Origin of the sequence: Vibrio pelagius (assembly GCF_024347575.1) — a bacterium.
GTDB classification, from domain to species: domain Bacteria; phylum Pseudomonadota; class Gammaproteobacteria; order Enterobacterales; family Vibrionaceae; genus Vibrio; species Vibrio pelagius.
In genome coordinates this window covers 1,159,135-1,182,504 of the sequence record NZ_AP025504.1, presented here as the reverse complement: position 1 = coordinate 1,182,504, position 23,370 = coordinate 1,159,135, and the positions used below count along the sequence as shown (strand labels likewise).

Sequence of the window (23,370 nt, the reverse complement as noted above, 5' to 3'; positions counted from 1 at the left end):
TAACCGTGCACGGACAAAAATAGAAATGAAATAAAAATGCAATGAAATTAATAACTAACGAAAAGTTCCCTATTCACGAAAATGTAATTTTTCAGAAATGAAAGCTTAATTTGGCTGCTCTACATTAACCCCATCCCGAAAAGAACGAGCACAACGCTCACGGAATTTACAATACAAGGTAAGTGATTATGAAAAAGGCAGTTCTAGCTTCTGCAGTGGTAGCAGCACTAGTTTCAGGTTCATCTTTGGCAGCAACAGTTTACAGCTCTGACGGCACTGAACTTAAAATCGGTGGTCGTGCGGAATTCCGCGGTGATTTCATCGGTAACGATGATGGCGGAGAAGTCGAAGGCTCAATGCAAGATGAAACGCGCTTCCGCCTAAACCTAAAAGGTGAAACTCAATTAACTGATACAACAACTGCGTTTGGCTTCTACGAAGCAGAACAAGGCTCTGGTGATAACACATTCAAAAACCGCTACATGTACGCTGGCGTTGATTTTGATGGTCAAGCTATCTCTTTCGGTCGTCAAGACATGGCTTCTGTTATTGTTTCTGATTTCACGGATATCACTGAGTTCTCTGGTGTTCAGCAAGTGATCGATTCAGCTTCAGACAAAGAAGACGGTGTATTCGCATACCGTGGTGGCTTCGACGCGCTTCAACTAGAAGCAACATACAAAACAAACAGCGCAAAAGACTCTGATGGCTACGGCATTTCAGGTGTTTACTCACTGCCAATCGGTCTAGATCTTGGTCTAGCATACGCCGCTGAAGACCTAGGTGCTGGCGCAGGTAGCGCAAACCAAATTCTAGCTGGTGTTGCTTACTCTCTAGACAGCCTATACCTTGCAGCGACATACTCTACAGGTGACCTAGATGACAAAGCGACGGGTACAGACGAAGAGTCGTTCACAGCGATGGAATTTGCGGCTCAATACAAGTTCACTAAGCAAATCTCTGCAGCAGCCGTATACACATACCAAGAGAACGAACTAGCAAACGGCACCAAAGTTGATGCGACAGATGGTATCGAACTTGCGGGTTACTACAAGTTCAACAGCAACTTCCGTACTTACCTATCGTACTACCTAAATGGCCTAGACGAAGTAAAGAATGCAGCAGGTGTAGTAACTGCAGGTGAAGACACACTTCGCCTAGGTGTCCGCTACGACTTCTAATCTAGTCTTCTAGACAAAACCTCTAAAAGCTGAGCAAGTGCTCAGCTTTTTTGACTTCTTCAATTAATTTGACCAAGTTCATCAATGCTTTTTCTGGTTTCATTGCGTTAAATCCGTATCATACGTAAACCACATCAATGAACCAGAAACATTATGTCTCAACATCACCCGATTCAAGGCGCAAGCTGGATGCTAACCGCTGGCCTTGCATTCGCGATCATCAACAGCTTAACTCAAATCGCCAGTATTCATTTTGGACTCGCTTCGACTACTGTTGCTGTAATTCAATACGCTATTGCATTCTTTGCGATTCTTCCTTACTTGCAAACGTTAGGGATTCGCAGAGCCCTGCAAACCAACAATCTTAAAATGCACATCGCACGCGTATTCTTATCCGTTATTGGCATTCAATTATGGATATGGGCCCTCGCTTACCCCGTCCCTATTTGGCAAGGTATTGCACTGCTGATGACCTCTCCACTGTTTGCGACTGTGGGTTCAGGGCTGTTCTTAAAAGAGAATGTCGGCAAAGCGCGCTGGGGCGCGACGCTCGCTGGCTTTGCCGGTGCAATGATCATTCTTGAGCCGTGGGCCGATGATTTCAGCTGGGCAACACTATTACCCGTCGGTGCCGCATTTTTCTGGGCATGTTACTCGCTGATGGTGAAAAAGCTATCTTCTGACGATAGCCCTTCGACGATGGTGGTATACCTGCTACTGCTTATCACACCATTTAACATTCTTCTGGCAGCACCTGAATGGCAAATGCCGAGTGGCTTTAACATTTGGGCGATTCTTGTTGTTATCGGGGTACTAACTGCGTTGGCGCAATGGGCAATAGTAAAAGCGTACTCAGTTGCCGATGCGTCTTTCGTTCAACCTTTCGATCACGCAAAATTACCTCTTAACGTTTTGGCTGGTTGGATTGTGTTTAGCTGGGTGCCTCCTGGTCGCCTCTGGCTAGGTGCTGCGATCATCATCGCCTCCGTCGCTTTCATTACCCATTGGGAAACCAAGAAAGAGCGATAAAACAGAGAAACACCAATATATTTAAATTTCTTGGGAAGAAAAGTAGGAGCTTATCGTTCTATATTTACAAGAGATTTGAAACGAGGATGTCACGATGAGCAAACCAATAAAAATAACCTTGTATCGTTGGGGTGGAAGCTGGGGACCGTTTAAGGTCAACATCCCTTGCGGTGAATGTACCCTTACGAAAGATATTCTGCAGGACACATTTGATAATGAATTGTCCGATGTTGATATCGAACTAGAGGTGAAAGATTGGCTGTCTCATTGGTGGGAGCCTTTGAGATATGGTGCTTGGCATGCGCCAATACTTATCGTTGAAGGTAAAGTCGTGAGCCAAGGTGAAGCACTCAATCGCGGTGTATTAGTGCAGTCTGTGATCAAGGAGTGGACTGAGCGTGATACACTGAAAGGCAACATTGTTTATGGTAAAGCGACCTGCCCTTTCTGTGTGAAAGCGAAGAAAATGCTGGATGAAGCAGGTATCGAATACCAGTACCACGACGTTGTAAAAGAGAGTGCTGCACTGTACCGGATGATCCCTGAAGTGAAGGCGCACATTGGACAGAAAACCCCCGTTACCGTGCCTCAAATCTGGTTAGACGGTCAGTACATTGGTGGTGCTGACAACCTAGAAGCTTGGATGAAAGAGAAAGGGCTAGATGCCATTCCAAACAATGTGGTTGATCTTTCTAACCAATCTACAGGCTAACATCGAGTCAAAAGATCGCGTTTAGCATTTTGTGTCCATCCACAAAGAGACGTATCAATAGTGATGACATTTAAACTGATGCTATGTTGAATACGCAAAAGGCCTTAAGCATTTCGCTTAAGGCCTTTTAAAATCCTTTAAGATCAATGACTAGTTCGCCATTTTCTTCATCATTCGTTTAACGAATGAGATTTTCTTCTGTTTTGGTTTGCCATGTAGCGCTTCGTGCATCATGTTTTTCGCCACAATATGACCCACGTAAACATTGCCTAATTCGTAACTCATAATAATCACCACAGATGTAATAAAATTTCTTTATGTGGTAATTTTACACCTAAACAACCCAAAAACAAGATTTAAATCACACTTTTTAGTAATTTATTTACACCATCGTGATTAATAGGCTCATCTATATCTACAAAAAAACTCTACCGAAGTAGAGCTTCATTTTTAAGCTATTTAGATCAAACATCTATCTTATAACGCAACTTGGTCCTATAAATCAGACCTGTATAGATAGTCTCGATTAACTGCGTTTAGGTTGACGGTACGTTTTACCTGCCGTTTGATACGTTTCTTTCTGCTTAACACCAAACATTGAGTCAAAGAACCACGCTGCGAATTTGATCAGATCGTCGCCTTCATTCATTACATGCTCAACAAACTCTTGCTCTTCACCCTGCTCATTCTCTTGTTGAGTAACATGGTAAATACGCTTTTCGTTCTCAACTTCAGCCAGCGCAAATTGACCGCTTAATGACGCTGCTGCTTCTGCCACTTCACTCTCTTCGCTGCTCTTTAGCAACTCTAGAGCTTGAGGAAGCGTCTCAAGATCACAGATAGCCTTTACCAATGTTTCGAATTCTTTATGCTGCATGATTTATTTACCTATTAAATGAACCCGCACATTGTAAGAAACAGCGTCGTTAAACTCAATCATTACGATGCATACTGCTTGGAACGACTACTCTGTTCGACACCACGCTTACTTGAGGTAAACAGTACTAGCCCCATTACACTGCCTGAGATCAAATAGAACCAACCGAGTTGAACATGAGTCGTGACCCAAGTTTCAACCAAGTGCCCGCCTAACAACCCAGCCAAACACATCTGGATTGAGCCTGAGAGCGCAGATACCGCACCCGCTTGTTTTTTGTGGGGCTCAAGAAGCATACTGATCGATAGTGGAAAAGAGATCCCTTGTGCGATAGCCAACCAAGTAAATGCCCACACTAGATTAAAGATCGTCAGTTCACTCATCAATAACCAAGTTCCAGCAGCAAAAATGATCGTGATCGCTACAGCCATCAGCTGAGAAGTTGAGAAGCGCTTGTTGAAGATATTCAATAGCACGCTCCCCATCATCAACCCAGCAGAAGGAATGATCATCAGAGAGCCGTAATCCGCTGTACTCAATCCAAGTTGCTTTTGCATCAAAAACGGGAACAGAGACAACGTTACTAAGCTCGCAAGATAACTCACCCAGTTATAACTCGCACTGCCAACCACTTGGCGATTTAACAGCAAACTTCCGTAGTTCTTAATCACGTTTTTCCATTCAAAGCGACTCTTACCATAAGGCAAGGTTTCTGGCAGGACAAAGTAACCCAAGGTGTAAATCGCAGACAGATACATCAAAACAAACAAAAACACCGATTCCCAACCTAAATGAAATGCAATCCAGCCCCCAAAAACAGGTGCAATGATTGGAATAATGGAAGCCGTCAGTGAAATGTATGAGAGCGCTTTGGTCAGTTGCCCGCCATCATAACTGTCTCTGAGCACACTGCGCCCCAATACCGAGGCACTACCTGCACCCAAGCCTTGTAATAGACGGCCAAATTCTAGCGCTGCAACGCTATCTGAAAAGAAAAAACAGATCACCGTACCAGCCAGGTAAACACCTTGACCAAGCAAAAATATTGGCCGACGACCGACCGCATCAGACATAGGACCGTAAAAGAGCTGAGATGTACCAAAACCCACTAGAAAAAGTGTCACAAGAAGTTGAACATCGACCTGAGAAATATCCAGATCCGATGAAATGAGTGGCAATGATGGTAAGTAGATACTCACACCCACTTGCCCAGTAGCGATGATCATCATCGCAAGAAGCAGTGGCGTCTTTTTAAAATCAGATGCGTTCAATATCGTTCCTTTTCAGTTAAATTTTTCCCTATAATGAGTCTACATTCAAAGCTGAGCGATGATAATTAGCCAATTTGGAATTAAATTAAGTCTTACTGGGAACGAATATGGATTGGATACTAAACGTTAAAAGTTACATAAAAGTGGTTGAAGAAGGCAGCTTCAATGGTGCGGCACGTTCACTGAACACCACCAGCTCCGCCATCAGCAAGCGCGTTAACTGGTTAGAAGATCGTATCGGAACTCAGCTCCTTAAACGCACTACTCGTTCTATTAGCCAGACAGAAGCTGGAGCGCTGTTTTATACTCGCTCAAAAGCGCAATTAGAAAACTGGCAGTCCATCGTTGACGAGACACGCTCTGTTAACCAGACCCCAGCAGGTTTATTAAAAATCGGGGCCACCATTGCAGTGGGTTCTAAGTTTTTGGTGCAATATCTTGATGATTTTTTGGAGAAATACCCGGATATCAAGGTCCAACTTATCACCACAACTCCCGGCCAAGTACCGGAACTCAGACTAGATTTAGTCATTAGCCGAGAGCTAGAACAGCTCAACTCACTTGCGTTTAAAAAATCCCCACTGTTTGAACACAAAGCCGGCTTCTATGCAGCGCCGAACTACTTAGAAAAGCACGGCACTCCACAAGACATTGGCGAACTAGAACGGCATAATTCGTTAGTTTGGGGGGAGCGCATAGACCGAGAAGTAAGGCTAGCGACAGGTAAACGAATTACCCTTAAAGGAAACTTTGCGACCACCAACCCAGAAGCGCTCTTCCATGCAGCAAAACGGGGGATTGGTATCTTGCTAACGAACAGCACTATCATCAAAGAGGATCTTCAACAGGGCAACTTGGTTCGTATCCTACCAGACGTCACTGCGGATGAGCTGATGGTTTATGCCTACTACCCGAAACTCGACTACTCTCACACTCTGACCACACTGTTTTTGGATCATTTAAAAGATCGTTTACGACAAGAGGGAAGCCCTCTTTATTAGCCACTCCACAACCCAACGGTTAGTGAGAAAAATTCTCAACACTATTTGAAATCTGATTAATACGCACCATACTAATCAATGCGCATATACTAAAATTAATAAGTTACGGCTAGGAGGTGCATATGGCATACGTCCATAATCGCACTGAAATTAAACTCAAGACGGTTGGTCAACTCCTCGAACTCGAGGGATTGGATCTTCTAGAATCTGCCGTTTTGAGCCTTCACAGCGCTTACGATACCGAGTACACAAGCCTCGTTGAACGTAAGTATTTTCCTGATCAAATTTCACCGATGATCATTGCCCACGATCACCACATCCATCACGACAGAATTAACCCTCTACATCGTGAATTGTATCAAGAAGCCGTTCGCCATCATCACCCAGATAGTCATGCTGCGAGACACATCGTTAACCTTCTACCATCAGAAGCTTTTACACAAGTCGTTAAGACAAGCCATTTATTAGCAATCCCGACCAAAACACCAAGCGGCGAAGTCATGGGGGTATTGCTGTCCATATTTAAGACTCCCGTAGACCAATATCACCAGCAAAAGATGATTCAGCATCATCAGCTCTTTGCCAACATCATGACCCATACCCTCAGAGAGATGTGGTTCAATGATCGCTCAGAACAACTCGTGCACCAGCTCAGTTACGAAGTCTCTCACGACAGTCTCACAGGTCTGCTCAATCGCTCTTGTTTAGCGGATACATTGGAGTCGATTACTCAACAGAATAACCCGTCTTTCACCTTAGCAATTCTCGATATCGATAGCTTTAAAGCCATCAACGATACGCATGGCAACTACATTGGAGATAAAGTTTTGCAGAAGCTGGCAGACATTCTGAAAGCGGTCGTTCCAGAGAAAAATCTAACTTTCCGCACCGCAGGCAATGAGTTCGCCTTTATCACTTATCACTCCGACCCTTTCTGTGTTTGCGACGCCATACTCAGAGAGCTTAAACACAGTCGAATTGGCAGCTCGTTGCAACTTGATTTCAACATCAGTATTGGTTTAGCTCGCTCTCAAGACGGAATGAAGGACATTGAGCAACTCATCTTTAATACCAGCCTTGCGTTGAAAGCATGTAAACAGACGCCGAATACCCGTGTTAAGTGTTACGACACACACCTCAGTGCAACTTATCATCGTAAGGCAGAGCTTGTAAGTGCGCTAAAAAGTGAACTTTCTCAACCGATTGATCCGCGTTCAGAACAAGGTTTATATGTTGCGGTTCAGCCAATCGTCAGTGCTCAATCCCAACACTGGGATTACTTTGAAGTCCTCGCTCGTTGGCACACGGAAAAGCACGGCAATGTTTCTCCCGTTGAGTTTATCGATGTCGCTGAAGAGTCGGGGCTGATTGTCGAACTGGGTGAAAGAGTCATAGAGCTCGCGTGCAGAGCGAAAATGCTTTTAGAAAAAGAGTTAGGGTATCCAGTGAAGCTCGGTATTAACTGCTCAGCACACGAATTACATGACAGCCAACGCTATCTCAGCTACTTAACCAAAATGATCAAACATTTTCATTTCGATAAGCGCGATTTTGTCATTGAGCTAACAGAAACCGTGCTTCTCTCCCCGACCGAAGAGACAAAAAATGTGCTCAGTGTTATGAGGCAGCAAGGCTTCACCATCGCACTCGATGACTTTGGCACGGGCTACTCAAGCTTGAATTACATTCATAGTTATCCAATTGATTGCATCAAGATTGATGCGACCTTCATCAAAGGGTTACTGACCAGTGACACCGCAGAGAGCGTGGTTTGGTTGATAGTACAATTAGCAAACCGCTTAGGCGTATCGCTAGTTGCAGAGGGCGTTGAGCATAAAGAGCAGCTTGAAAAGTTGTACGCTATGGGATGTGATCAGATACAAGGATTTTTCTTCTCTTGCCCTCTACCTGCACACGACATGATCGCTAAAATCCACGCGTTACCAACGACGGATTGCGCGACCAACTGACTAGGTGAAATTGAATCGAAGCAGAGACGAAAGCGTCGAGAACTCACACAAATAAGCCGTGAACAGTTAACTATTCACGGCTTACATTTGAGCTACACAATGACTTAAAGGCTAGCTTGTTGCTTTAGCAAAGCATCTGCTTTGTCACGCAGTGCAAAAAATTCCGCTTTCTCTTTTTTTGGCACTGAGTTTGCCATCGGAATATTCGCTTTCATTGCATCAACTGGGCGACCACGTTCAATCAATTCATAATGAAGGTGAGGTCCCGTCACGCGACCTGTCTTACCCGATAATCCAATACGCTGCCCACGTGACACTTGCTGGCCTTTACGCACCAAGATCTTACTTAGATGGAGGTAACGCGTTTTATAAGTGCTGCCGTGTTGAATCACCACATAGTTACCTGCATACGGGTGCTTACGAGTCATAATAACAACACCGTCACCAGTCGACTGCACAGGTGTGCCAATGGGTGTCGCAAAGTCAGTACCATTATGAGGTGAAATACGCCCTGTCACTGGATGCAAACGCTTAGGATTAAACTGCGAGCTCTGACGCCAGTTTCGACTCACTGGATAACGCTGAAAAGCTCTTTGTAGGCTATCACCCTTGGCATCATAGTATTGGCCATCGCTGTGTAAATAAGCAGAGACTAAACGCCCGCGGTTAACTATCTTGACCGCTTCAATTTCGCGTTTACCTGTCGCGACACCATCAACATATTGCGCACGTTGTAGGACCTCAAAGGTATCACCGGCGCGTAAGTCACGGCTAAAATTAAGCTTGTCTTTTAAAAGAGAGACAACTTGGTCAATCTCAACGCTACTTAAACCGAGTTTATTAGCTGACGTTGAGAAGCTTCCATGAATAGCACCCACCATTGGCTTCTGCTTCCACTCACCAGGGATAGAAATATCTTCAAACTCATAACTGCCGTCTTCAAGGCGGCGATATACAACCTTATCGGCAACGTTGAAGCTTAACTCCATCTTATCCAGGTTATTCGTCTCCTCGTTTCGCCAAAAACGGAGCTGATTACCCGGCTTTAGCGTATCAAGAGCAAGATAGTTTAGATCCGTCTCCATCACACTCATCATCGACTGATAAGAGAAGCCTAACTGAGTGAAAATGCCGCTCAGACTATCACCAGTTTGAATCTGATATTCAAATGTCGGTGGCTCAATCACGTTATGAGATGGAGAGAGAATTGACTCAATCACAGTCGAGTCTGGTAAGTTGAGTTCAATAGTTCCGGTTAAACTCGATTGGGACGAGTTGATCGCGACGCCAATTAAAGCGAATACAGGCAACCCCAAAATGGTTATCTTTTTTACGGGCGAAAGCGCAGTAAACGGAGATGAAAATAATTTTGAATACACGGTAAACAGGTCTTTCTACGATATAAAGGTCATAGGATATGCTTTTCAAACGCATAAATCATCAATACATTGTCATAATATGATGGGAATCTTACTCGATCATGCTAAGTCATTGAGTTATTGTCGCCGAACTCGTCTGTATCCATTCATTACAAAAATAAAAAAGCAGAGACATTTCAGCCTCTGCTTTATAACTCATTAGAGTGTTGATCCCAGTTATGCGCTCGCCGTCGATACTAAACAGTTATCTTCGCCAAACTCGTTCGGGATATAACTGTCAGCATTGGCATCATTGACCCACTGCTGGTCGTCTACTAGATAGCGGAACTGAAACTCTCCGCCCTTTGGTAGACGGGTCTTAAACTTGTAGACTTTTCCTTTTGCCAATTTCTTCATCGGCGTGGCCTTCCAATCCAGAAAGTCAGCGACAATAGATACTGAATTCGCCTCTTGAGCCTCTAGTTCAAAGGTCACTTCTACTTCGTCTTTGGTTTTAAAAAAGCGTTTGTTAATCATTCGCAAGCTCCATTTGTAAAAATCGTCCAACACAAAACCGATTTGTGTCTAAATTTCAGTCAACTATCTAAGATAATATGTAATTTAGCTCACATAAACAACAAAACAATGCACGATTAAAACCTTTAATGCAGTTCAATTGATTGCTTATTTACTGTAAAGCTCGATATCACTTTCTCATCTGGCGCCTCTGCGTAGGATTGTTGAGCACTGTGTTGGTTAAAGCTCACCAGCCCCTGATAACTGTTTCGAGCTTCGCCAGCAGCATTTGTGATATCCAGTGTTGCTAATTGGATGCGGTCACCTAAAAGAAGCTCATCCACCAACACTACACGACTGCGTGCTTTATCAAATTTAAACAGTGCTAAGTAGTGGAACACGCCAGAGCCTTGATTGGAAACCCACATCGGTGCGACAAACACCTGATCTTGTCCAACAACGAGTGCAACAATCTTATCTGTAGCCACTTGCACCGTGCCGCGCTCCGCCCCAGAATCGTATCGACCAGAAGCGATGTGCTTTGAATCCATATATTCATCAATAAAAGCAAAAGCTTGAGTTTCTGGTACTTTAATTGTCCAAGGGTTGGTTGCTTTTAGATCAAACACCCGCTCAACCACAGGATCGTAGCTCACTTGAGATGAGGGGAATTTGGCCAGTATCTCTTCATCACTCAAACTAAAGCGATAAAGACCCGCGACAATCACTACCACCAGCATCACAATCGGGATCAACAGGATCAGTGGAATTGGTAAAATTTTCTTTTTCATGAACTTCTATTCTTTGATTTTCATCGACTTGTGCAGACCTTAAATCGCTTTAGTATAATTAGCAATATGAGCTTAACTAGAAAGCGAGTTGTGCATGAATACAAACAAAGCAAATGATAAAGCGGTAAGAAGTTGTGAATGTCGTTGTGGTGCTACCAGTTTGGTCTGTCGCGGCGAGCCACTCAGAACCTCAGTATGTCATTGCTACGAGTGCCAAAAAAGAACAGGAAGTGTGTTTGGGGTACAAGCTCGATTTGCCAGCGAACAAGTCACTCTGAGTGGCGAAGTCACCAGTTTTTCACGCATCAGCGATAGCGGTAATGAAGTCTACTATCAATTTTGCCCAAAATGCGGCACCACCATGCTATTGCAAACCACTGGAGCTCCCGATGCCTTTATCGTTCCACTTGGCCTTTTCAAAGAGCGGGACTTCCCTATTCCCAGTTTCTCCGTCTACGAAGAGCGCAAGCACGGCTGGGTAAAATTTGATTGTGAGATAGAACGTTTTAACTAAATCGCGATTGATTGCCTAAGATCAAACTCTCTTTAGGGACAACGCTAGCGTTACATTTTGCTAGCGTTATAATCCGCCTCTTCTTTCATTCATCAGGCCATACACATGATCTCAAAACTCCCTCGCTGGATCGAATATGGGGCACTGCTGCTTGCCGGACTGGCAGGCAGTGTGAACGCTATTGGCCTGCTTGGATTTCAACATCAAGCGATTTCACACATATCGGGCACTCTCTCTTTGTTTGGGAGCAGCCTACTCACCCCATCATTGATCTCTTGGCACCTGCTGTTAGTCATAGTTAGTTTTATGCTTGGCGCTGCGTTTAGTGGTTTCTTTATCGAGAATCAGGCTCTTAAACTAGGCAGACGTTACGGCATAGCACTATGTATTGAAGGGGCGTTGCTATTCACCGCTTTGTGGTCATTGCTAAACGGTTACGCTTACGGTCAATACTTCGCGTCAGCAGCATGTGGACTTCAAAATGCAATGATCACCACCTATAGCGGCGCTATCATCCGCACGACACACATGAGCGGCATCATTACTGACCTCGGTATTATGATCGGCGCGCGCTTAAAAGGAACACCTTTCGATCGCCGCAAAGCAAAGCTACTGCTCTTTATCGTAATTGGCTTCTTATCAGGCGGTCTAGTGGGTGCTTGTCTGTTCCAAAAGTTCGAGATCACCGCATTGGCCTTTCCTGCTTCTTTTTCATTTGTGATCGCGTTTGTCTACTGGCTGTATCTGTACCGCCAAACGAATAAGCTAGATATTTTATAAAAAACTAGCAACATAACTAAAACAAAAGTAACATCTACGAAACTTTATACTAGACTTTCTGGCAATGGCAGCATGCTGGTGGTGAATATTTACCGATCCACAATGAATAGTATTGCAAGTTGTTTTAATACTATGTAGTCTTGCCGCCAATGAGAGAATAAGGATGTTTAGTGCATAAAAATGCCAAGGATGTGGCTTTTTACGAGTAGATATACGAGAACTATACAATGTCTAACAACATGAACACTGCGAATACTGAAAAATCAAAAAGCAGTTTCTGGATTTTCTTAATCCCATCGCTCATCGGTTTATTCTTATTCATGGCGCCTATCAGCTATGAAGGTGATCTAACCATCCCTGTTGCAATCCTTGCGAAATCGATTCAAGCCGTTTTTGGTGATGTTTTGGTACCTGCAATTACAGCGATTGTTGCTTTTATGGCGTTCGCGTCCATTTGCACTAAACTTTTCAAGCCCGCGTTTATTCAATCTAGCCCATTCTTGAACGGCCTATTCAACCCTTCGCCTTTATGGTTGGCGGTACGCGTTATCGGTGGGGCGGCTGCGGTAATGACTTTCTTCCAAGTAGGCCCAACGGCGGTTTGGGAAGAGAACACTGGTGGACTAGTACTCGAGGGGCTACTGCCGACACTATTCTCTGTTTTCATCTTTGCAGGCCTTCTACTACCTCTACTACTAAACTTTGGTCTACTAGAGTTATTTGGCACACTACTAAGTAAAGTAATGCGCCCTATCTTCAACCTACCAGGCCGCAGTGCGATCGATTGTATGGCATCTTGGTTGGGTGACGGCAGTGTCGGTATCTTGCTAACCAGCAAGCAGTACGAAAACAAGTTCTACACGCAGCGCGAAGCGGCCGTTGTTGGTACGACGTTCTCTGCGGTATCTATTACTTTCAGCCTTGTGGTTATCGCACAGGTAGAGCTAGAGCACCTGTTCCTACCTTTCTACGCAGCGATCTGTTTAGCCGGTTTCGTTGCGGCAGTGGTGATTCCTCGCTTACCACCACTAAGCATGAAAAAAGACACATTTATTGATGGTTCAAAACCACAAGAAGATGCTGATGCTATCCCTGAAGGTCACAGCACCTTCTCTTGGGGTCTTGAACTCGCGGTCAATAAAGCGTCTCAAGTGAAATCAGCGAAAGGTGTCTTCGGTGAAGGCGTTCGCAACGCAGTAGACATGGTATTTGGCGTACTGCCAGTTGTAATGGGCCTAGGTACTATTGCTCTTATTATTGCCGAGTACACCTCTATCTTCGCTATTCTTGGTCAGCCTTTCATTCCATTCTTGGAGCTACTGGGTGTACCTGAAGCCGTTGCAGCGTCTGAAACTATTGTGGTTGGTTTTGCTGATATGTTTATCCCTGCAATCCTTGCCGCTTCTATTGATAACGAGATGACACGTTTCGTGATTGCAGCAATGTCGGTCACACAGCTCATCTACATGTCTGAGGTCGGTGCACTATTACTTGGAAGTAAGATCCCAGTTAACATTTTTGAACTGTTTATTATCTTTATTCTGCGTACCTTAATTACGCTTCCAGTTATTGCTGGTATCGCACATATGATATTCTAATTACGAATTATGCAAATAGACTCAAAGCCTCACTTCACGTGAGGCTTTTTTATTTCCCCGCCCAAATCAAACCACTTGCATATTATTTCACCGAAATTTCATTTATAAATTAAATTATTTTGAGTCACATTTAATTCCGCTCTCCTTACCACTCGGGATAACCACCCAAGCCTTATGCATCATACCTATACAAACGGTTAATAAACTTCGAATACAAGCCTATGAACTTTAATGGAAAAATATTTTGGCCAATAGAATATTAAGTTCTACTATGTTTATCTCACTGCCACCTTGTAATATTTTTGTGAAAATACCTTCAAGTAAAAAATCTATTTGCCGATATATATAGAACAATAAAAACAATAGTTAATTTAGTCTTCGCAAAGCCTGTGAGAAGGGGAATACTCAATGAAATTTAGCCATAAGGTGGTCGCTGCATCATCGACCTTACTGCTAGTCACAGTATCGCTACTGTCTATCCAACAACTATACACTGTTCGAGATGCGGTCGAGAATCATGTCAACGCCAGCCTCAAGGAGATGGTTGCAGGTGTGAAAAATACTGTTGTATCTGAAATGACAGCCAAAAAAGCACTTGCCCAATCGACAACCGAAGTTATCGAAATTGCACCGCAAGATCGTGACTACGTGAAAACTATCTTGGAAAAACCAAAACTAAAGAACAGCTTTTTGGCAGTGGGCTTCGGTTATGAAGCCAACGGATTTGTTATCGAAAATGATGACGGTTGGGATGCAGGTCCAGACTACGATCCTCGCGTTCGTCCTTGGTATATTGATGCGAAAACAAAGAACTCTCTTGTTGTAACAGACCCTTACGTAGATGCATCAAGCAAGAAAGTGATCATTTCTGTAGGTACCCCCGTTAAAGATAATGGCCAGTTCACCGCTGGTATGTTCTACGACTTAGAGCTAACCAACTTAGCGACACTGGTGAACAAGGTGAACTTGTTTGACGCGGGTTACCTATTCCTAGTAACAGCAGACGGCACGACCATCGCGCACCCAGAAGCGAAAAATAACGGTGAGAAGCTATCGAGCTACCTACCACAAGCTTCTATTCGTGAAGGTTCCCAGAGTATCGAGATTGATGGCAAGCCTTACCTAGTAAGCTTCACGCCAATCCCAAGCGAAAACTGGTACGTAGGTGCAATCCTAGATGAAGAGATCGCTTTCCAGACGGTTTCTGAGCTGAAAAATAGCTCTATCATCTACTCTTTGATTGCTGTTGTTCTAAGCGTTATCGCGCTAACCGTTCTGATTCGTGTGCTAATGCGCCCTCTGGACGCGCTCAATGAAGCGATCAATGACGTGGCAAGCGGCCAAGGTGACCTGACTAAGCGTCTAGATACCAACACGGATAAAGAGTTCTCTGAGCTTGCGAAAGGCTTCAACACCTTTACCGAGAATCTTCAAAAACAGATCATTCAATCAAAAGCAATTGGTGTTGAAATCAAGTGTGGTACTGAAATCATCGTCCAAGGTGCGAAAGAGTCTGCACACGCGATGGGCACACAATTGCAGGAGCTTGAACAGCTAGCAACTGCAATGAACGAGATGGCGGTAACGGCCACTGAAGTCGCAAATAACGCGCAAGGCGCAGCAGCAGCGGCTCGTGAGGCTGATGAAGCGACACTTGATGGTACTTCAGTCGTCAGCGATACAACGCAAGCGATTGGCAACCTATCTTCGCGTATTGACCAAGCGGTAGCAGAAGTAGAAGTGCTTGAATCTGCAACGGCCAACATCGAAACGATTTTGAAGGTAATCAATGAAATCGCCGACCAAACGAACTTGTTAGCACTGAACGCGGCGATTGAAGCGGCACGTGCCGGTGAGTCTGGCCGCGGCTTTGCCGTTGTTGCTGACGAAGTTCGTACACTCGCGCAGCGCACACAAGAGTCGACCACTGAAATCCGCAACATGATCGAACAACTTCAGGCGGGTGCAAGCTCTGTATCGAACGCGATGAATCAGAGCAAAGACACAGCAACCGATGCGGTTGAGCGCGCCCAAGAAGCGAATTCTGCACTTGAGCGTATCCGTGATGCAATTCAACGCATCTCTGATATGAATATTCAAATCGCATCTGCGGCTGAAGAGCAGAGCTTAGTAGCGGAAGAGATCAACAACAACACTGTTAAGATCAAAGACCTATCAACTCAGGTATCCGAGTCTTCACAAAAAGCGAACGAAGCGATGCAAGTTCAAACGGATAATGTTCGCCAACAAGATGAGCTATTGAATAAGTTCACCGTGTAATATTGGCGAATAGACAGCGACCCCATTGTTTTTGTTATGTCTCGTCCTCAATGTGTAAACACATTTCAGGACGAGACATTCAGCAAAAAAGGCCGGTTTGAAAGATTCAACCGGCCTTTTTAATGTGAAAAAATGGTACAGGTGTGTGGCTAACCCTGCTTCCCTTTCGGGTTGGTAAGCAGCATCAAACAACTATTGGCCTCTACTTTCAGCTTCAGCATTTTCTCGTTGCTCTCAAATACCTTGGCCGAAAGCGTGTCAGTCACTGAACCACACCAAGTTAGATTGGCGGTTTTACTGCGCTTTGACTTGTTGATCACCACGATACCTTTATCGCCACGAACAAACACCAACAAGTCGTCATTCGCTTCAACGACACGCATCGTTTCTCCATGGGTACAGTTGTGGAACTGGATCATGCCACGCATGTATGGGGCCTTCCAATCATTAAGCCAGCGAGGGTGTCCATTTCTGTCTTTAATACCACTGGTATCAAGTTCGCTGTAAATCAGAGGCACACCTCCATCGCGTCCCAAGATGAATGCGGTCGCCAACTTCTCAGCATCTTCATCCATCACGTACTCTAAGAACACGTCATTATTTGGGATATCGTGTGTCACCGCAAAGGTAATCGCTCGCGTATTTGAGAGAGCTTGCCCGAAACAATATGGGTTAATCAACGACTTAAAGCTTCCCTTTTTATCAAACGCTTTAAAGATGGTATTAAACAACGGGAAATCGTAAGCGCCTAGACGAGTATGCTTGAGATATGGCTCTAGAAACAGCTCATACTCTTCTTCTGTCGCACCGCCATCGGTAATGATCTCACCAAAGATATGCATATGCTCACAAATATCTTCCGTCCACACCTTACGCAGATGCGCTAAGGTCATGTGTTTAGCAGCGTCGATACGAAAGCCTTTTACACCCATGGCTTTCAATGCCTTCAAGTAGCTACGCTGTTGTTCAACAACATTTTCATTATCCAACAAAGTTGGTAAGCCTGGATCGGTAGGGCCGCCAGTAATACGGCCATTCTGAACTTCCCACTTATCGCGCCAGTTCTTAATGCCGAATGCTTCAACAAAGTCATTCTCATCAAATAGTGGCTTTGATAAGTCACCGAAAAGGCGAATCGATTCGTAGTACTCTGAATGTTTCTGGTAATCGTCGAGATCGTTTTGATTTGGGTACGTCAAGTCACTACGAATACTCGACTCATTGGCCATATGATTAAAGACCACATCAACGTAGGTTCTGAGGCCATGCTGTCTTAAGGTATCGACCATTGCAGCAAAATCTTGGGTATCACCCAACTGGTTATCAATGACACGGTAATCTTGGGGTTGGTAGCGCTGCCACCATTGGGTTGGTTTCTGTTGTGGTTTGTTCCTGTCGCTACGCAGCGACTTCATTGCTGGTGAAACCAATACTGATTTGTAGCCTAATTCTTGAATCAGTGCAGCGTTATCCGCGATGTCTGCATAACGCCAATCGAAGGCGTGTAAAATAACATCCGTGGCTGGTTGGTTTAACATTGCTGAACTCTCCATGTGGTTCTCCTACCAAACTCAGTCGCAACCTTAAACTACAGAGTAAAAGACGAAGGTTGCAGATAAATTCTCTCTAAGAATGGCGTTCATTATATTGCTATACCTAAGATTTCCATCCTCCTACCTAGCAAGGGCTTAGGGGGATAACACAGGGCGTAGCCTAAAATATCGCATAACATTAGGGATGAAGAACTCCACCATATTTGAGTAAAACTGGCTTCAGGTATCAAAAAAGGAGCGTATTTACGCTCCTTTATATTCCATTACATGCTTAATGACTAGGTACGGTAAAGCACTTTGACTACATGCCAACCAAATTTGGTTTTCACTAAGTGAGGTACGAGTGTTTCTCCGGTAAAGCACACTTTATCGAACTGAGGTACCATTTGGCCCTTTTTGAACTCACCTAAGTCGCCGCCTTTTTTACCTGATGGGCAGGTTGAATACTTCTTAGCAAGAGTCTGAAATTTAGCACCTTTTTTCAGTTGCTTAATGATGTCTTCTGCCTGTTCTTTATGCTTCACTAAAATATGAAGCGCTGCTGCGGTTCTTGCCATGATCTTTCTCATTGTGTTGCGATGTGGTGATTTTAACTCAAGACTGACCATTCTTCACTTCATTAAGCTAAGCTAAGCCCAAAACAAGGGGAAAATTGATTAAGTCCCTTGCCGCAGTGCGTGATTCCCTTTACATTGCTTTTTATAAATAAAAAACAACGACGAAATCAGGAGACAACAATGGCGAAAACGATCAGTAAGGCGAGCCAGTCTCAGGGGATGCTTATGTTTAAGCTATCTTTGACTCAGAGTTTTGCAATCGGCACGTTGAAAGTGAGAGAGATCGTTCCTTTTCAACCAATGACTCAGCTGCCCTACTCACACCACCATGTTATCGGGACTGTCACTATTCGTAATCTGACTGTTCCTGTCATTGATATGTCGGCTGCGGTAGGCTTTCGTCCAATTTCACCTCAAGAGTACCAAAGTTGTGTTTTGATCGTCACAGACTGCTTGAGAACCGTTGTTGCCTTCTTAGTCCGTTCTATTGATAAAATCATCGAGTGTGATTGGCGTAGTATCGAATCGCCGCCGTCAAGCGTTGGTCAAAATGTGTTTGTGACTGGTATTACACGCTATCAAGATCGCATCGTACAGATGCTGGATGTCGAACTACTGCTATCAAAAATCTACCCAGAATATGAGAACGCTCAGATCCCAATGTTGACAGACGTTGAACGTGAACGGCTCAAAGCGCTCAATATTCTTTTGGTTGATGATTCACTCATCGCCAGAAAACAGCTCTCTGATGCGCTCGATAGTATCAATATTCCTTATAGCATCTGCAATAATGGTATGGACGCGCTGAAAATGATGCGTGAACAAGCGCAACGTGGGCAAGCAATAGACCTTTTGGTAAGCGATATCGAGATGCCTGGACTCGATGGCTATGAACTTGCGTTTGAAGTGCAGAATGATGATTCGCTGCGCCACGCTTACTGTATCTTGCATACTTCACTGTCGAGTGAAATCTGTGTGGATAGAGCTCAGCAGGTAGGTGCACACGAAGCGCTAGAAAAGTTCAATGCAGGTGAACTGATCGAAGCGATGCTTAAAGGCGCAAAATCGTTAGAAAAGGCACCTAAAAAGCAGCAAATTACGATTTAACGGTGGAAATCAGCCCATCGCTATCCTGAGTTTTACTTCTTCGGCATTGGGTAGCTTTTACTCACAAATTCTACCTCTTCCACGCCTTCGATGAAATTGGTTAGCGACGCTAAAGCATACAGAGTATTGGCAACTAAGTTGGCGTATTTGAACAAGATATCAGCAGGTGACTTTTTACCGCTGTGTTCGATCGCCACCAGCGCTCTGACCACTTTCTTTGCTTGGCAACGCGCTAAGTGCAACTCACTGGCAACTCGGCAACCTCCCGGCAATACAAACCCTGAGAAACCGCCCTCTAAACGCTCACGTATCGCATGATAGTCGACTTTAAGTTCACTCAGCTCTAACTCCGTGATTGCCAGCTTTCCTCGAACCGAACCATTCAAGTGATAAACATTCGGCTGCAGGCGAGTTAATACGTCGCGCACTTGTGGTTCGAGATCCATGGTAAGAACTAAGCCTATGCGACAACAAAGCTCATCGGAAAGGATCTCAAAATCGCACGCTGGACTCTCTTCGTAAATAAACGGATAACAGAACTCATCCCAATCTCGGCTTACTGGTTTCACTTAATGCTCCTAATAAGTATCCCGCGCACACTATTAGATAATACCTCGGTAAAAGCAAACATAAACCCAACGTTGAGAGCATAAAAAAGGCCCTCACCACAAGCGAGAGCCATTTATCAATCAAGCAAAAGTTCAGACTATTCGTTCGATACTTTTTTGTGACCTTCTTGTAGGTGAACGAAGTCCACTAGATCATCACCAGACACTTGGTATGCTTGACCAAAACCTTTAACGAACAAGCCGTTTTCAGCTTTAAGGTTAAACAGTGAGAAATCTTGAAGTTGACTTAGACCATCAATGATCTCACCAAAGCGCTCCTTCATTTGCGCGATAACTTGATTCCAAAGCTCACTCTCACGCTCAACGACTGATGCCGTTGCATCAAACGTTAGACGCTTGCGTGCATAAAGCTGCTTTGAGCTCTCTTCGTCTTCAATCATCATCAAAGACACGTTCGGATTCGCTTTTAGGTTACGAGCGTGACGTGCGATATCAGAAATTAAAACAAAATAGCCCTCTTGGTTTTGAACAAACGGCGCGTAGCTCACGTTTGGGCGACCTTCTTCATCAACAGTCGCCAGTTGCAGCGTACGACGCTCTTGACGGAACTCTTTGATTTCAGGACCTAAACGACCTTGAAGGCGTTCTTGTTTTACTTGCTGTTCCATGGTGATTCCTTTATTTACTTTCTCTACATTATTATATTTTTAGCCAAGGAGAAACTCCGATGTCTCTCCTTGGTTCGCTCTAATCGTTGCTTATCTCAAGTCGCGAAACATGAGAATTAGCCTCGCGCTTTCAACGCGTTGAAGCGTTCTACTTGGTCAACAATAAGCTCACGTTTCTCATCACGGCCTAGGTAAATCTTAAAGATGTTTTCGCCAGTCTCGCTGAAGAAACCAAAGTAGTGACTCTCGCGCCCCATGAATGGTTTGCTCACCAACGCCACATGTTTAACGTTGTCTAGTTTAAGGTGACCATGGAGCTCGCCCTCTTTGCCCATTAGGTTGTAGTAACCACGAGCCACTTTACCTTTAGGGAGAGGCGCTTTAACTTCAAAGATTGAACCGAACGAGTGAACGATCGTCGTTACTGGGCCCCAACCAACAAGACCTTCAAGGATCTCTTGAGCACGAGAGCCGTCTAGCATCACAGACATATCGCCTGGGAGTGCAGCGACGACTTCTGCTTCTGTCACGTTCAGCTTTTCAGCAATAGCTGTAGGAAGTAGCTTGGGTTCTTCTTCAAGAATACGAGCGACGCTTTGCTCTAATGTTTCGATCATCTCTACCGTTGTATCTGTCATTGAATTCATTTCCATTATTAATTATGCGTGTTTCTTTACAGCATGAGGGTGATGAGCAGGACGCGACGGTCTTGCTTGTGGATTCGCTTCAAAGTAATCCGCATTCAAAACTTGAATAACGCTTTGCGCTAATGTCACAGCCCAAAAGCTGCCTGCAATGGTTAAAGTTAAGTAGTCTTCAGACAATTCGACCAGTCCGTTGCTTTGCCAATGCGAAAATAGAGGCTTTAAATAATCAAACGTGTCTTGTCCCATGATGGTCGCCAGTAGGCTTCTGCGTACAACTCCGGAATCAAAACCCGCTTTCAGTGAAGAGAAAATAGGTTCAAGTTCGCTTTGCTTCGTCATCATGGCGATTGGAAGCTCACCACGCTTAACCGAGTCCATGTAAGTCTCTAGCGTTCGATGTTGCATGATGCCGTGACCACCAACATTACCACCGGCACCACAACCGATAGGCAGTACTTCGGCGTATGTCTTAGCTAAGCTGTTGTAGATGCTGCGTTCACGATTGTCACGAGCCCAATGGTTCACACTGAGTTTCTTAACTTTGTGTTTTTCCATAAACTCGACGCCAGCCAAATACATGCTTGCTTTATCAGGGGTTGTCGCAGGAGGCGGAATCTTACCTTTATCAACCAAGTTCAGCATTGGTGCATCACCACCCACGATCAGTTGGTATAGGTCAATACCGTGTGCTCCAGTCGACATGTAATCGTGTAAGTCTTGCTCAAACACATCCATGGTTTGGTGTGGCAAACCATAAAGTAAGTCGAGTACGATTGGGGCTTGCTCAGTTTTACTTAATGAGCTGATTCTCTCTAGAACCACTTCGCGATCATCTAGTCTTTTTGCGCTGCGACGAACTTTGGTATTGAAGCTTTGAATACCAAAAGAGAATCGGTTGAAGCCACCTTCTAGCGCTCGGTCGAACATTTCATCACTGAAACGGTTAATTCGCCCTTCGAGAGTCATTTCCACGTCGTTCGCTAATGGGAAATGCTCACGAATCGCTTTGCCCAGCAGCTCAACTTGCATTGCAGACAAATCCGTCGGAGTGCCTCCACCAATGTAAACCGCATGGAAAAGGCCAGATTGAGCCCAAGGTGTTTTTGCTTTTTGCTTCAACTCAAAAAGCAAGGCTTCAAAATAATCGTCAACAAGTTTGCGGCTAGCAGCGTTCTGGAAAAAATTACAAAAAGTACAACGTACTCGGCAAAAAGGAATGTGGATATACAAACAACGTTTATCCTGTTTCTTTCCTTCTTTTAGCATCAATTCGTCGAACAAATTCAACTTCTTATCTTGAGCAATGGGAGTCGCACTTCCACCAGCGTGTGCCGAGTGCTTTTTTGCAAACGCAAAACGCAGCGGATCCGGCGTTGAAACACCCAAAATCGATTGGTCAAATTTATAAATATCGAGAGTCATATAAATTACCTAAACGCTTACCGAGCCAAGCTTGGAAGACTATTCGCTAAAAACTGAGAGAATCATAAATATCCTGAAATGATAATGCAATTGATAATTGATCTTATTTAGATTCTAGGCAATAATCGGTGTTAGATTTTCGTTTAGGTGAAGGGTTAATTGTGAACGTTCCAAGGTATGTCATAGCAGGGGGAGCCTCATTGGTGATTCATGCTGCGTTGTTGTTTGTCGCGCAAGAATCAAAGGTATTTGCTATGCCAGCTGGCGCAGAATCTAAAACTGTTGCTCTTAACTTTAAGCCACAAACTCAACGGTCCGTGAAACGTGAAGAAACGGTCACCGAACCCGTTGAATCAGAAGTCACTCCTGAACCTGAAATTACAGAAACCCCTGTAGAACCCACCCCGACTCCGATAACAGAGCCGAAAAAGGTTCAACCGAAAAAAGAAGCAATCACTAACAAGCCAAAACCTGAGCCAACAAAAGAGCTCGTCAAAAAGCCTGAGCCTAAACCGCCAGTGAAAAAACAGGCAAAGAAAAAGCCTGTCGAGGAAAAAGTGACAGAAAAGAAAGCTGAGCCTGTTAAGCCGCAACCTGACAAGAAAATCGCCGAGAAAAAAGTCGAACGTAACGAACAGAACAAAGCACAGCCTCAGCCCGTAAACCAAGGTGTAACGAACGTAGAGCCAATATTAATCACTAAACCAAGTTTCAGTGCTCGACCGGTGCCACCTAAATACCCAAGACAAGCGAGACGCCGTGGCGTTGAAGGGGTTGCGACTTATGAGATTTGGCTTGATGAAGACGGTAAACAAGTTAAGCAAGCGTTAGTCAATTCTTCAGGTGCGCTACTTCTTGATAAGGCCGCACTTGACGCAATCAAAAAATGGCAATTTTCACCACACACTGTAAATGGTCGAGCAATTGCTCACCGTGTACAAGTACCTGTTCGTTTTAAGTTGGACTAAG

At 44.4% G+C, this 23,370-nt stretch carries 23 protein-coding genes; 11 read left to right on the top strand and 12 right to left on the bottom strand.

Annotation, left to right across the window (positions count from 1 at the left end; translation table 11 throughout):
• The first annotated feature begins 188 nt into the window (after nt 1-188).
• The 3 genes from vsple_RS19385 to vsple_RS19375 all read left to right on the top strand — a co-directional run bounded on the left by vsple_RS19385 (nt 189) and on the right by vsple_RS19375 (nt 2,922).
• Nucleotides 189-1,181: a porin gene (locus vsple_RS19385; protein WP_261883479.1), complete on the top strand. Its 993-nt coding sequence runs from the start codon at nt 189-191 to the stop codon at nt 1,179-1,181.
• A gap of 153 nt (nt 1,182-1,334) precedes the next feature.
• Nucleotides 1,335-2,210 carry a DMT family transporter gene (locus tag vsple_RS19380; RefSeq protein ID WP_261883478.1) on the top strand — a complete coding sequence of 292 codons (876 nt, stop codon included), beginning with the start codon at nt 1,335-1,337 and terminating at the stop codon, nt 2,208-2,210.
• Between the two features lie 94 nt (nt 2,211-2,304).
• A complete protein-coding gene (locus tag vsple_RS19375) occupies nt 2,305-2,922 on the top strand; it encodes a glutaredoxin (RefSeq protein ID WP_261883477.1) in 618 nt (205 codons plus the stop codon).
• A gap of 150 nt (nt 2,923-3,072) precedes the next feature.
• Here vsple_RS19375 and vsple_RS19370 read toward each other — a convergent pair whose 3' ends face one another.
• The 3 genes from vsple_RS19370 to vsple_RS19360 all read right to left on the bottom strand — a co-directional run bounded on the left by vsple_RS19370 (nt 3,073) and on the right by vsple_RS19360 (nt 5,070).
• A complete protein-coding gene (locus vsple_RS19370) occupies nt 3,073-3,207 on the bottom strand; it encodes a hypothetical protein (RefSeq protein ID WP_255232076.1) in 135 nt (44 codons plus the stop codon).
• A gap of 241 nt (nt 3,208-3,448) precedes the next feature.
• On the bottom strand, nt 3,449-3,799 hold the full coding sequence (locus vsple_RS19365; protein WP_255232077.1) for a hypothetical protein: 351 nt from the start codon (nt 3,797-3,799) through the stop codon (nt 3,449-3,451).
• A 62-nt stretch (nt 3,800-3,861) separates the two neighbouring features.
• Nucleotides 3,862-5,070, bottom strand: a complete 1,209-nt coding sequence (locus tag vsple_RS19360) for a multidrug effflux MFS transporter (protein ID WP_255232078.1) — start codon at nt 5,068-5,070, stop codon at nt 3,862-3,864.
• Between the two features lie 107 nt (nt 5,071-5,177).
• Here vsple_RS19360 and vsple_RS19355 point away from each other — a divergent pair, with 107 nt between their 5' ends.
• Both vsple_RS19355 and vsple_RS19350 read left to right on the top strand, forming a co-directional pair.
• Nucleotides 5,178-6,071, top strand: a complete 894-nt coding sequence (locus tag vsple_RS19355; RefSeq protein WP_255232079.1) for a LysR family transcriptional regulator — start codon at nt 5,178-5,180, stop codon at nt 6,069-6,071.
• 122 nt (nt 6,072-6,193) lie between these two features.
• Complete coding sequence (locus tag vsple_RS19350) at nt 6,194-8,041, top strand: putative bifunctional diguanylate cyclase/phosphodiesterase (protein WP_261883476.1); 1,848 nt, start codon at nt 6,194-6,196, stop codon at nt 8,039-8,041.
• Nucleotides 8,042-8,145: 104 nt separating this feature from the next.
• Here the strand turns inward: vsple_RS19350 and vsple_RS19345 are convergent, their stop codons facing one another.
• From vsple_RS19345 to vsple_RS19335, 3 genes are all read right to left on the bottom strand, one after another.
• Nucleotides 8,146-9,420 carry a peptidoglycan DD-metalloendopeptidase family protein gene (locus tag vsple_RS19345; protein ID WP_261883475.1) on the bottom strand — a complete coding sequence of 425 codons (1,275 nt, stop codon included), beginning with the start codon at nt 9,418-9,420 and terminating at the stop codon, nt 8,146-8,148.
• Nucleotides 9,421-9,636: 216 nt separating this feature from the next.
• A complete protein-coding gene (locus vsple_RS19340) occupies nt 9,637-9,936 on the bottom strand; it encodes an isoamylase early set domain-containing protein (RefSeq protein ID WP_255232082.1) in 300 nt (99 codons plus the stop codon).
• Between the two features lie 125 nt (nt 9,937-10,061).
• Complete coding sequence (locus tag vsple_RS19335) at nt 10,062-10,706, bottom strand: hypothetical protein (protein WP_261883474.1); 645 nt, start codon at nt 10,704-10,706, stop codon at nt 10,062-10,064.
• 94 nt (nt 10,707-10,800) lie between these two features.
• Between vsple_RS19335 and vsple_RS19330 the strand changes: the two genes are divergently transcribed.
• The 4 genes from vsple_RS19330 (at nt 10,801) to vsple_RS19315 (ending at nt 15,878) form a co-directional block, all read left to right on the top strand.
• Nucleotides 10,801-11,220 (top strand): GFA family protein, encoded by a 420-nt coding sequence (locus vsple_RS19330; protein ID WP_255232084.1) that lies wholly within the window; start codon nt 10,801-10,803, stop codon nt 11,218-11,220.
• A gap of 105 nt (nt 11,221-11,325) precedes the next feature.
• A complete protein-coding gene (locus tag vsple_RS19325) occupies nt 11,326-12,000 on the top strand; it encodes a YoaK family protein (protein WP_255232085.1) in 675 nt (224 codons plus the stop codon).
• Nucleotides 12,001-12,227: 227 nt separating this feature from the next.
• Nucleotides 12,228-13,598, top strand: a complete 1,371-nt coding sequence (locus vsple_RS19320; RefSeq protein WP_261883473.1) for a YjiH family protein — start codon at nt 12,228-12,230, stop codon at nt 13,596-13,598.
• Between the two features lie 408 nt (nt 13,599-14,006).
• The gene (locus vsple_RS19315; RefSeq protein ID WP_261883472.1) at nt 14,007-15,878 is read left to right on the top strand and encodes a methyl-accepting chemotaxis protein; all 1,872 of its coding nucleotides are present in this window, start codon (nt 14,007-14,009) and stop codon (nt 15,876-15,878) included.
• A gap of 149 nt (nt 15,879-16,027) precedes the next feature.
• Here vsple_RS19315 and vsple_RS19310 read toward each other — a convergent pair whose 3' ends face one another.
• Together vsple_RS19310 and ppiC are read right to left on the bottom strand one after the other, a co-directional pair.
• The gene (locus vsple_RS19310) at nt 16,028-17,431 is read right to left on the bottom strand and encodes an alpha-amylase family glycosyl hydrolase (RefSeq protein ID WP_261883471.1); all 1,404 of its coding nucleotides are present in this window, start codon (nt 17,429-17,431) and stop codon (nt 16,028-16,030) included.
• Nucleotides 17,432-17,709: 278 nt separating this feature from the next.
• Nucleotides 17,710-17,988, bottom strand: coding sequence for a peptidylprolyl isomerase PpiC (gene ppiC, locus vsple_RS19305; RefSeq protein WP_032550441.1), 279 nt, complete (start codon nt 17,986-17,988; stop codon nt 17,710-17,712).
• 180 nt (nt 17,989-18,168) lie between these two features.
• Here ppiC and vsple_RS19300 point away from each other — a divergent pair, with 180 nt between their 5' ends.
• Nucleotides 18,169-19,095 carry a chemotaxis protein gene (locus vsple_RS19300; RefSeq protein WP_261883470.1) on the top strand — a complete coding sequence of 309 codons (927 nt, stop codon included), beginning with the start codon at nt 18,169-18,171 and terminating at the stop codon, nt 19,093-19,095.
• A gap of 32 nt (nt 19,096-19,127) precedes the next feature.
• Here vsple_RS19300 and vsple_RS19295 read toward each other — a convergent pair whose 3' ends face one another.
• The 4 genes from vsple_RS19295 to hutW all read right to left on the bottom strand — a co-directional run bounded on the left by vsple_RS19295 (nt 19,128) and on the right by hutW (nt 22,401).
• Nucleotides 19,128-19,664 (bottom strand): ATP:cob(I)alamin adenosyltransferase, encoded by a 537-nt coding sequence (locus vsple_RS19295; RefSeq protein ID WP_255232091.1) that lies wholly within the window; start codon nt 19,662-19,664, stop codon nt 19,128-19,130.
• A 137-nt stretch (nt 19,665-19,801) separates the two neighbouring features.
• Nucleotides 19,802-20,332 carry a heme utilization protein HutZ gene (hutZ, locus tag vsple_RS19290; RefSeq protein ID WP_261883469.1) on the bottom strand — a complete coding sequence of 177 codons (531 nt, stop codon included), beginning with the start codon at nt 20,330-20,332 and terminating at the stop codon, nt 19,802-19,804.
• Between the two features lie 116 nt (nt 20,333-20,448).
• A complete protein-coding gene (gene hutX / locus vsple_RS19285; RefSeq protein ID WP_261883468.1) occupies nt 20,449-20,970 on the bottom strand; it encodes a heme utilization cystosolic carrier protein HutX in 522 nt (173 codons plus the stop codon).
• A 21-nt stretch (nt 20,971-20,991) separates the two neighbouring features.
• Nucleotides 20,992-22,401: a heme anaerobic degradation radical SAM methyltransferase ChuW/HutW gene (hutW, locus tag vsple_RS19280; RefSeq protein ID WP_261883467.1), complete on the bottom strand. Its 1,410-nt coding sequence runs from the start codon at nt 22,399-22,401 to the stop codon at nt 20,992-20,994.
• 161 nt (nt 22,402-22,562) lie between these two features.
• Here hutW and vsple_RS19275 point away from each other — a divergent pair, with 161 nt between their 5' ends.
• Nucleotides 22,563-23,369: an energy transducer TonB gene (locus vsple_RS19275; RefSeq protein ID WP_261884021.1), complete on the top strand. Its 807-nt coding sequence runs from the start codon at nt 22,563-22,565 to the stop codon at nt 23,367-23,369.
• Nucleotide 23,370: the final 1 nt, after the last annotated feature.

Excerpts from the sequence above, each read along its gene's own strand:
- vsple_RS19385 (WP_261883479.1), top strand. The coding sequence starts at position 189 with ATGAAAAAGGCAGTTCTAGCTTCTGCAGTGGTAGCAGCACTAGTTTCA.
- vsple_RS19380 (WP_261883478.1), top strand. The coding sequence starts at position 1,335 with ATGTCTCAACATCACCCGATTCAAGGCGCAAGCTGGATGCTAACCGCT.
- vsple_RS19375 (WP_261883477.1), top strand. The coding sequence starts at position 2,305 with ATGAGCAAACCAATAAAAATAACCTTGTATCGTTGGGGTGGAAGCTGG.
- vsple_RS19370 (WP_255232076.1), bottom strand. The coding sequence starts at position 3,207 with ATGAGTTACGAATTAGGCAATGTTTACGTGGGTCATATTGTGGCGAAA.
- vsple_RS19365 (WP_255232077.1), bottom strand. The coding sequence starts at position 3,799 with ATGCAGCATAAAGAATTCGAAACATTGGTAAAGGCTATCTGTGATCTT.
- vsple_RS19355 (WP_255232079.1), top strand. The coding sequence starts at position 5,178 with ATGGATTGGATACTAAACGTTAAAAGTTACATAAAAGTGGTTGAAGAA.
- vsple_RS19350 (WP_261883476.1), top strand. The coding sequence starts at position 6,194 with ATGGCATACGTCCATAATCGCACTGAAATTAAACTCAAGACGGTTGGT.
- vsple_RS19340 (WP_255232082.1), bottom strand. The coding sequence starts at position 9,936 with ATGATTAACAAACGCTTTTTTAAAACCAAAGACGAAGTAGAAGTGACC.
- vsple_RS19335 (WP_261883474.1), bottom strand. The coding sequence starts at position 10,706 with ATGAAAAAGAAAATTTTACCAATTCCACTGATCCTGTTGATCCCGATT.
- vsple_RS19330 (WP_255232084.1), top strand. The coding sequence starts at position 10,801 with ATGAATACAAACAAAGCAAATGATAAAGCGGTAAGAAGTTGTGAATGT.
- vsple_RS19325 (WP_255232085.1), top strand. The coding sequence starts at position 11,326 with ATGATCTCAAAACTCCCTCGCTGGATCGAATATGGGGCACTGCTGCTT.
- vsple_RS19320 (WP_261883473.1), top strand. The coding sequence starts at position 12,228 with ATGTCTAACAACATGAACACTGCGAATACTGAAAAATCAAAAAGCAGT.
- vsple_RS19315 (WP_261883472.1), top strand. The coding sequence starts at position 14,007 with ATGAAATTTAGCCATAAGGTGGTCGCTGCATCATCGACCTTACTGCTA.
- vsple_RS19310 (WP_261883471.1), bottom strand. The coding sequence starts at position 17,431 with ATGGAGAGTTCAGCAATGTTAAACCAACCAGCCACGGATGTTATTTTA.
- ppiC (WP_032550441.1), bottom strand. The coding sequence starts at position 17,988 with ATGGCAAGAACCGCAGCAGCGCTTCATATTTTAGTGAAGCATAAAGAA.
- vsple_RS19300 (WP_261883470.1), top strand. The coding sequence starts at position 18,169 with ATGGCGAAAACGATCAGTAAGGCGAGCCAGTCTCAGGGGATGCTTATG.
- hutZ (WP_261883469.1), bottom strand. The coding sequence starts at position 20,332 with ATGGAACAGCAAGTAAAACAAGAACGCCTTCAAGGTCGTTTAGGTCCT.
- hutX (WP_261883468.1), bottom strand. The coding sequence starts at position 20,970 with ATGACAGATACAACGGTAGAGATGATCGAAACATTAGAGCAAAGCGTC.
- hutW (WP_261883467.1), bottom strand. The coding sequence starts at position 22,401 with ATGACTCTCGATATTTATAAATTTGACCAATCGATTTTGGGTGTTTCA.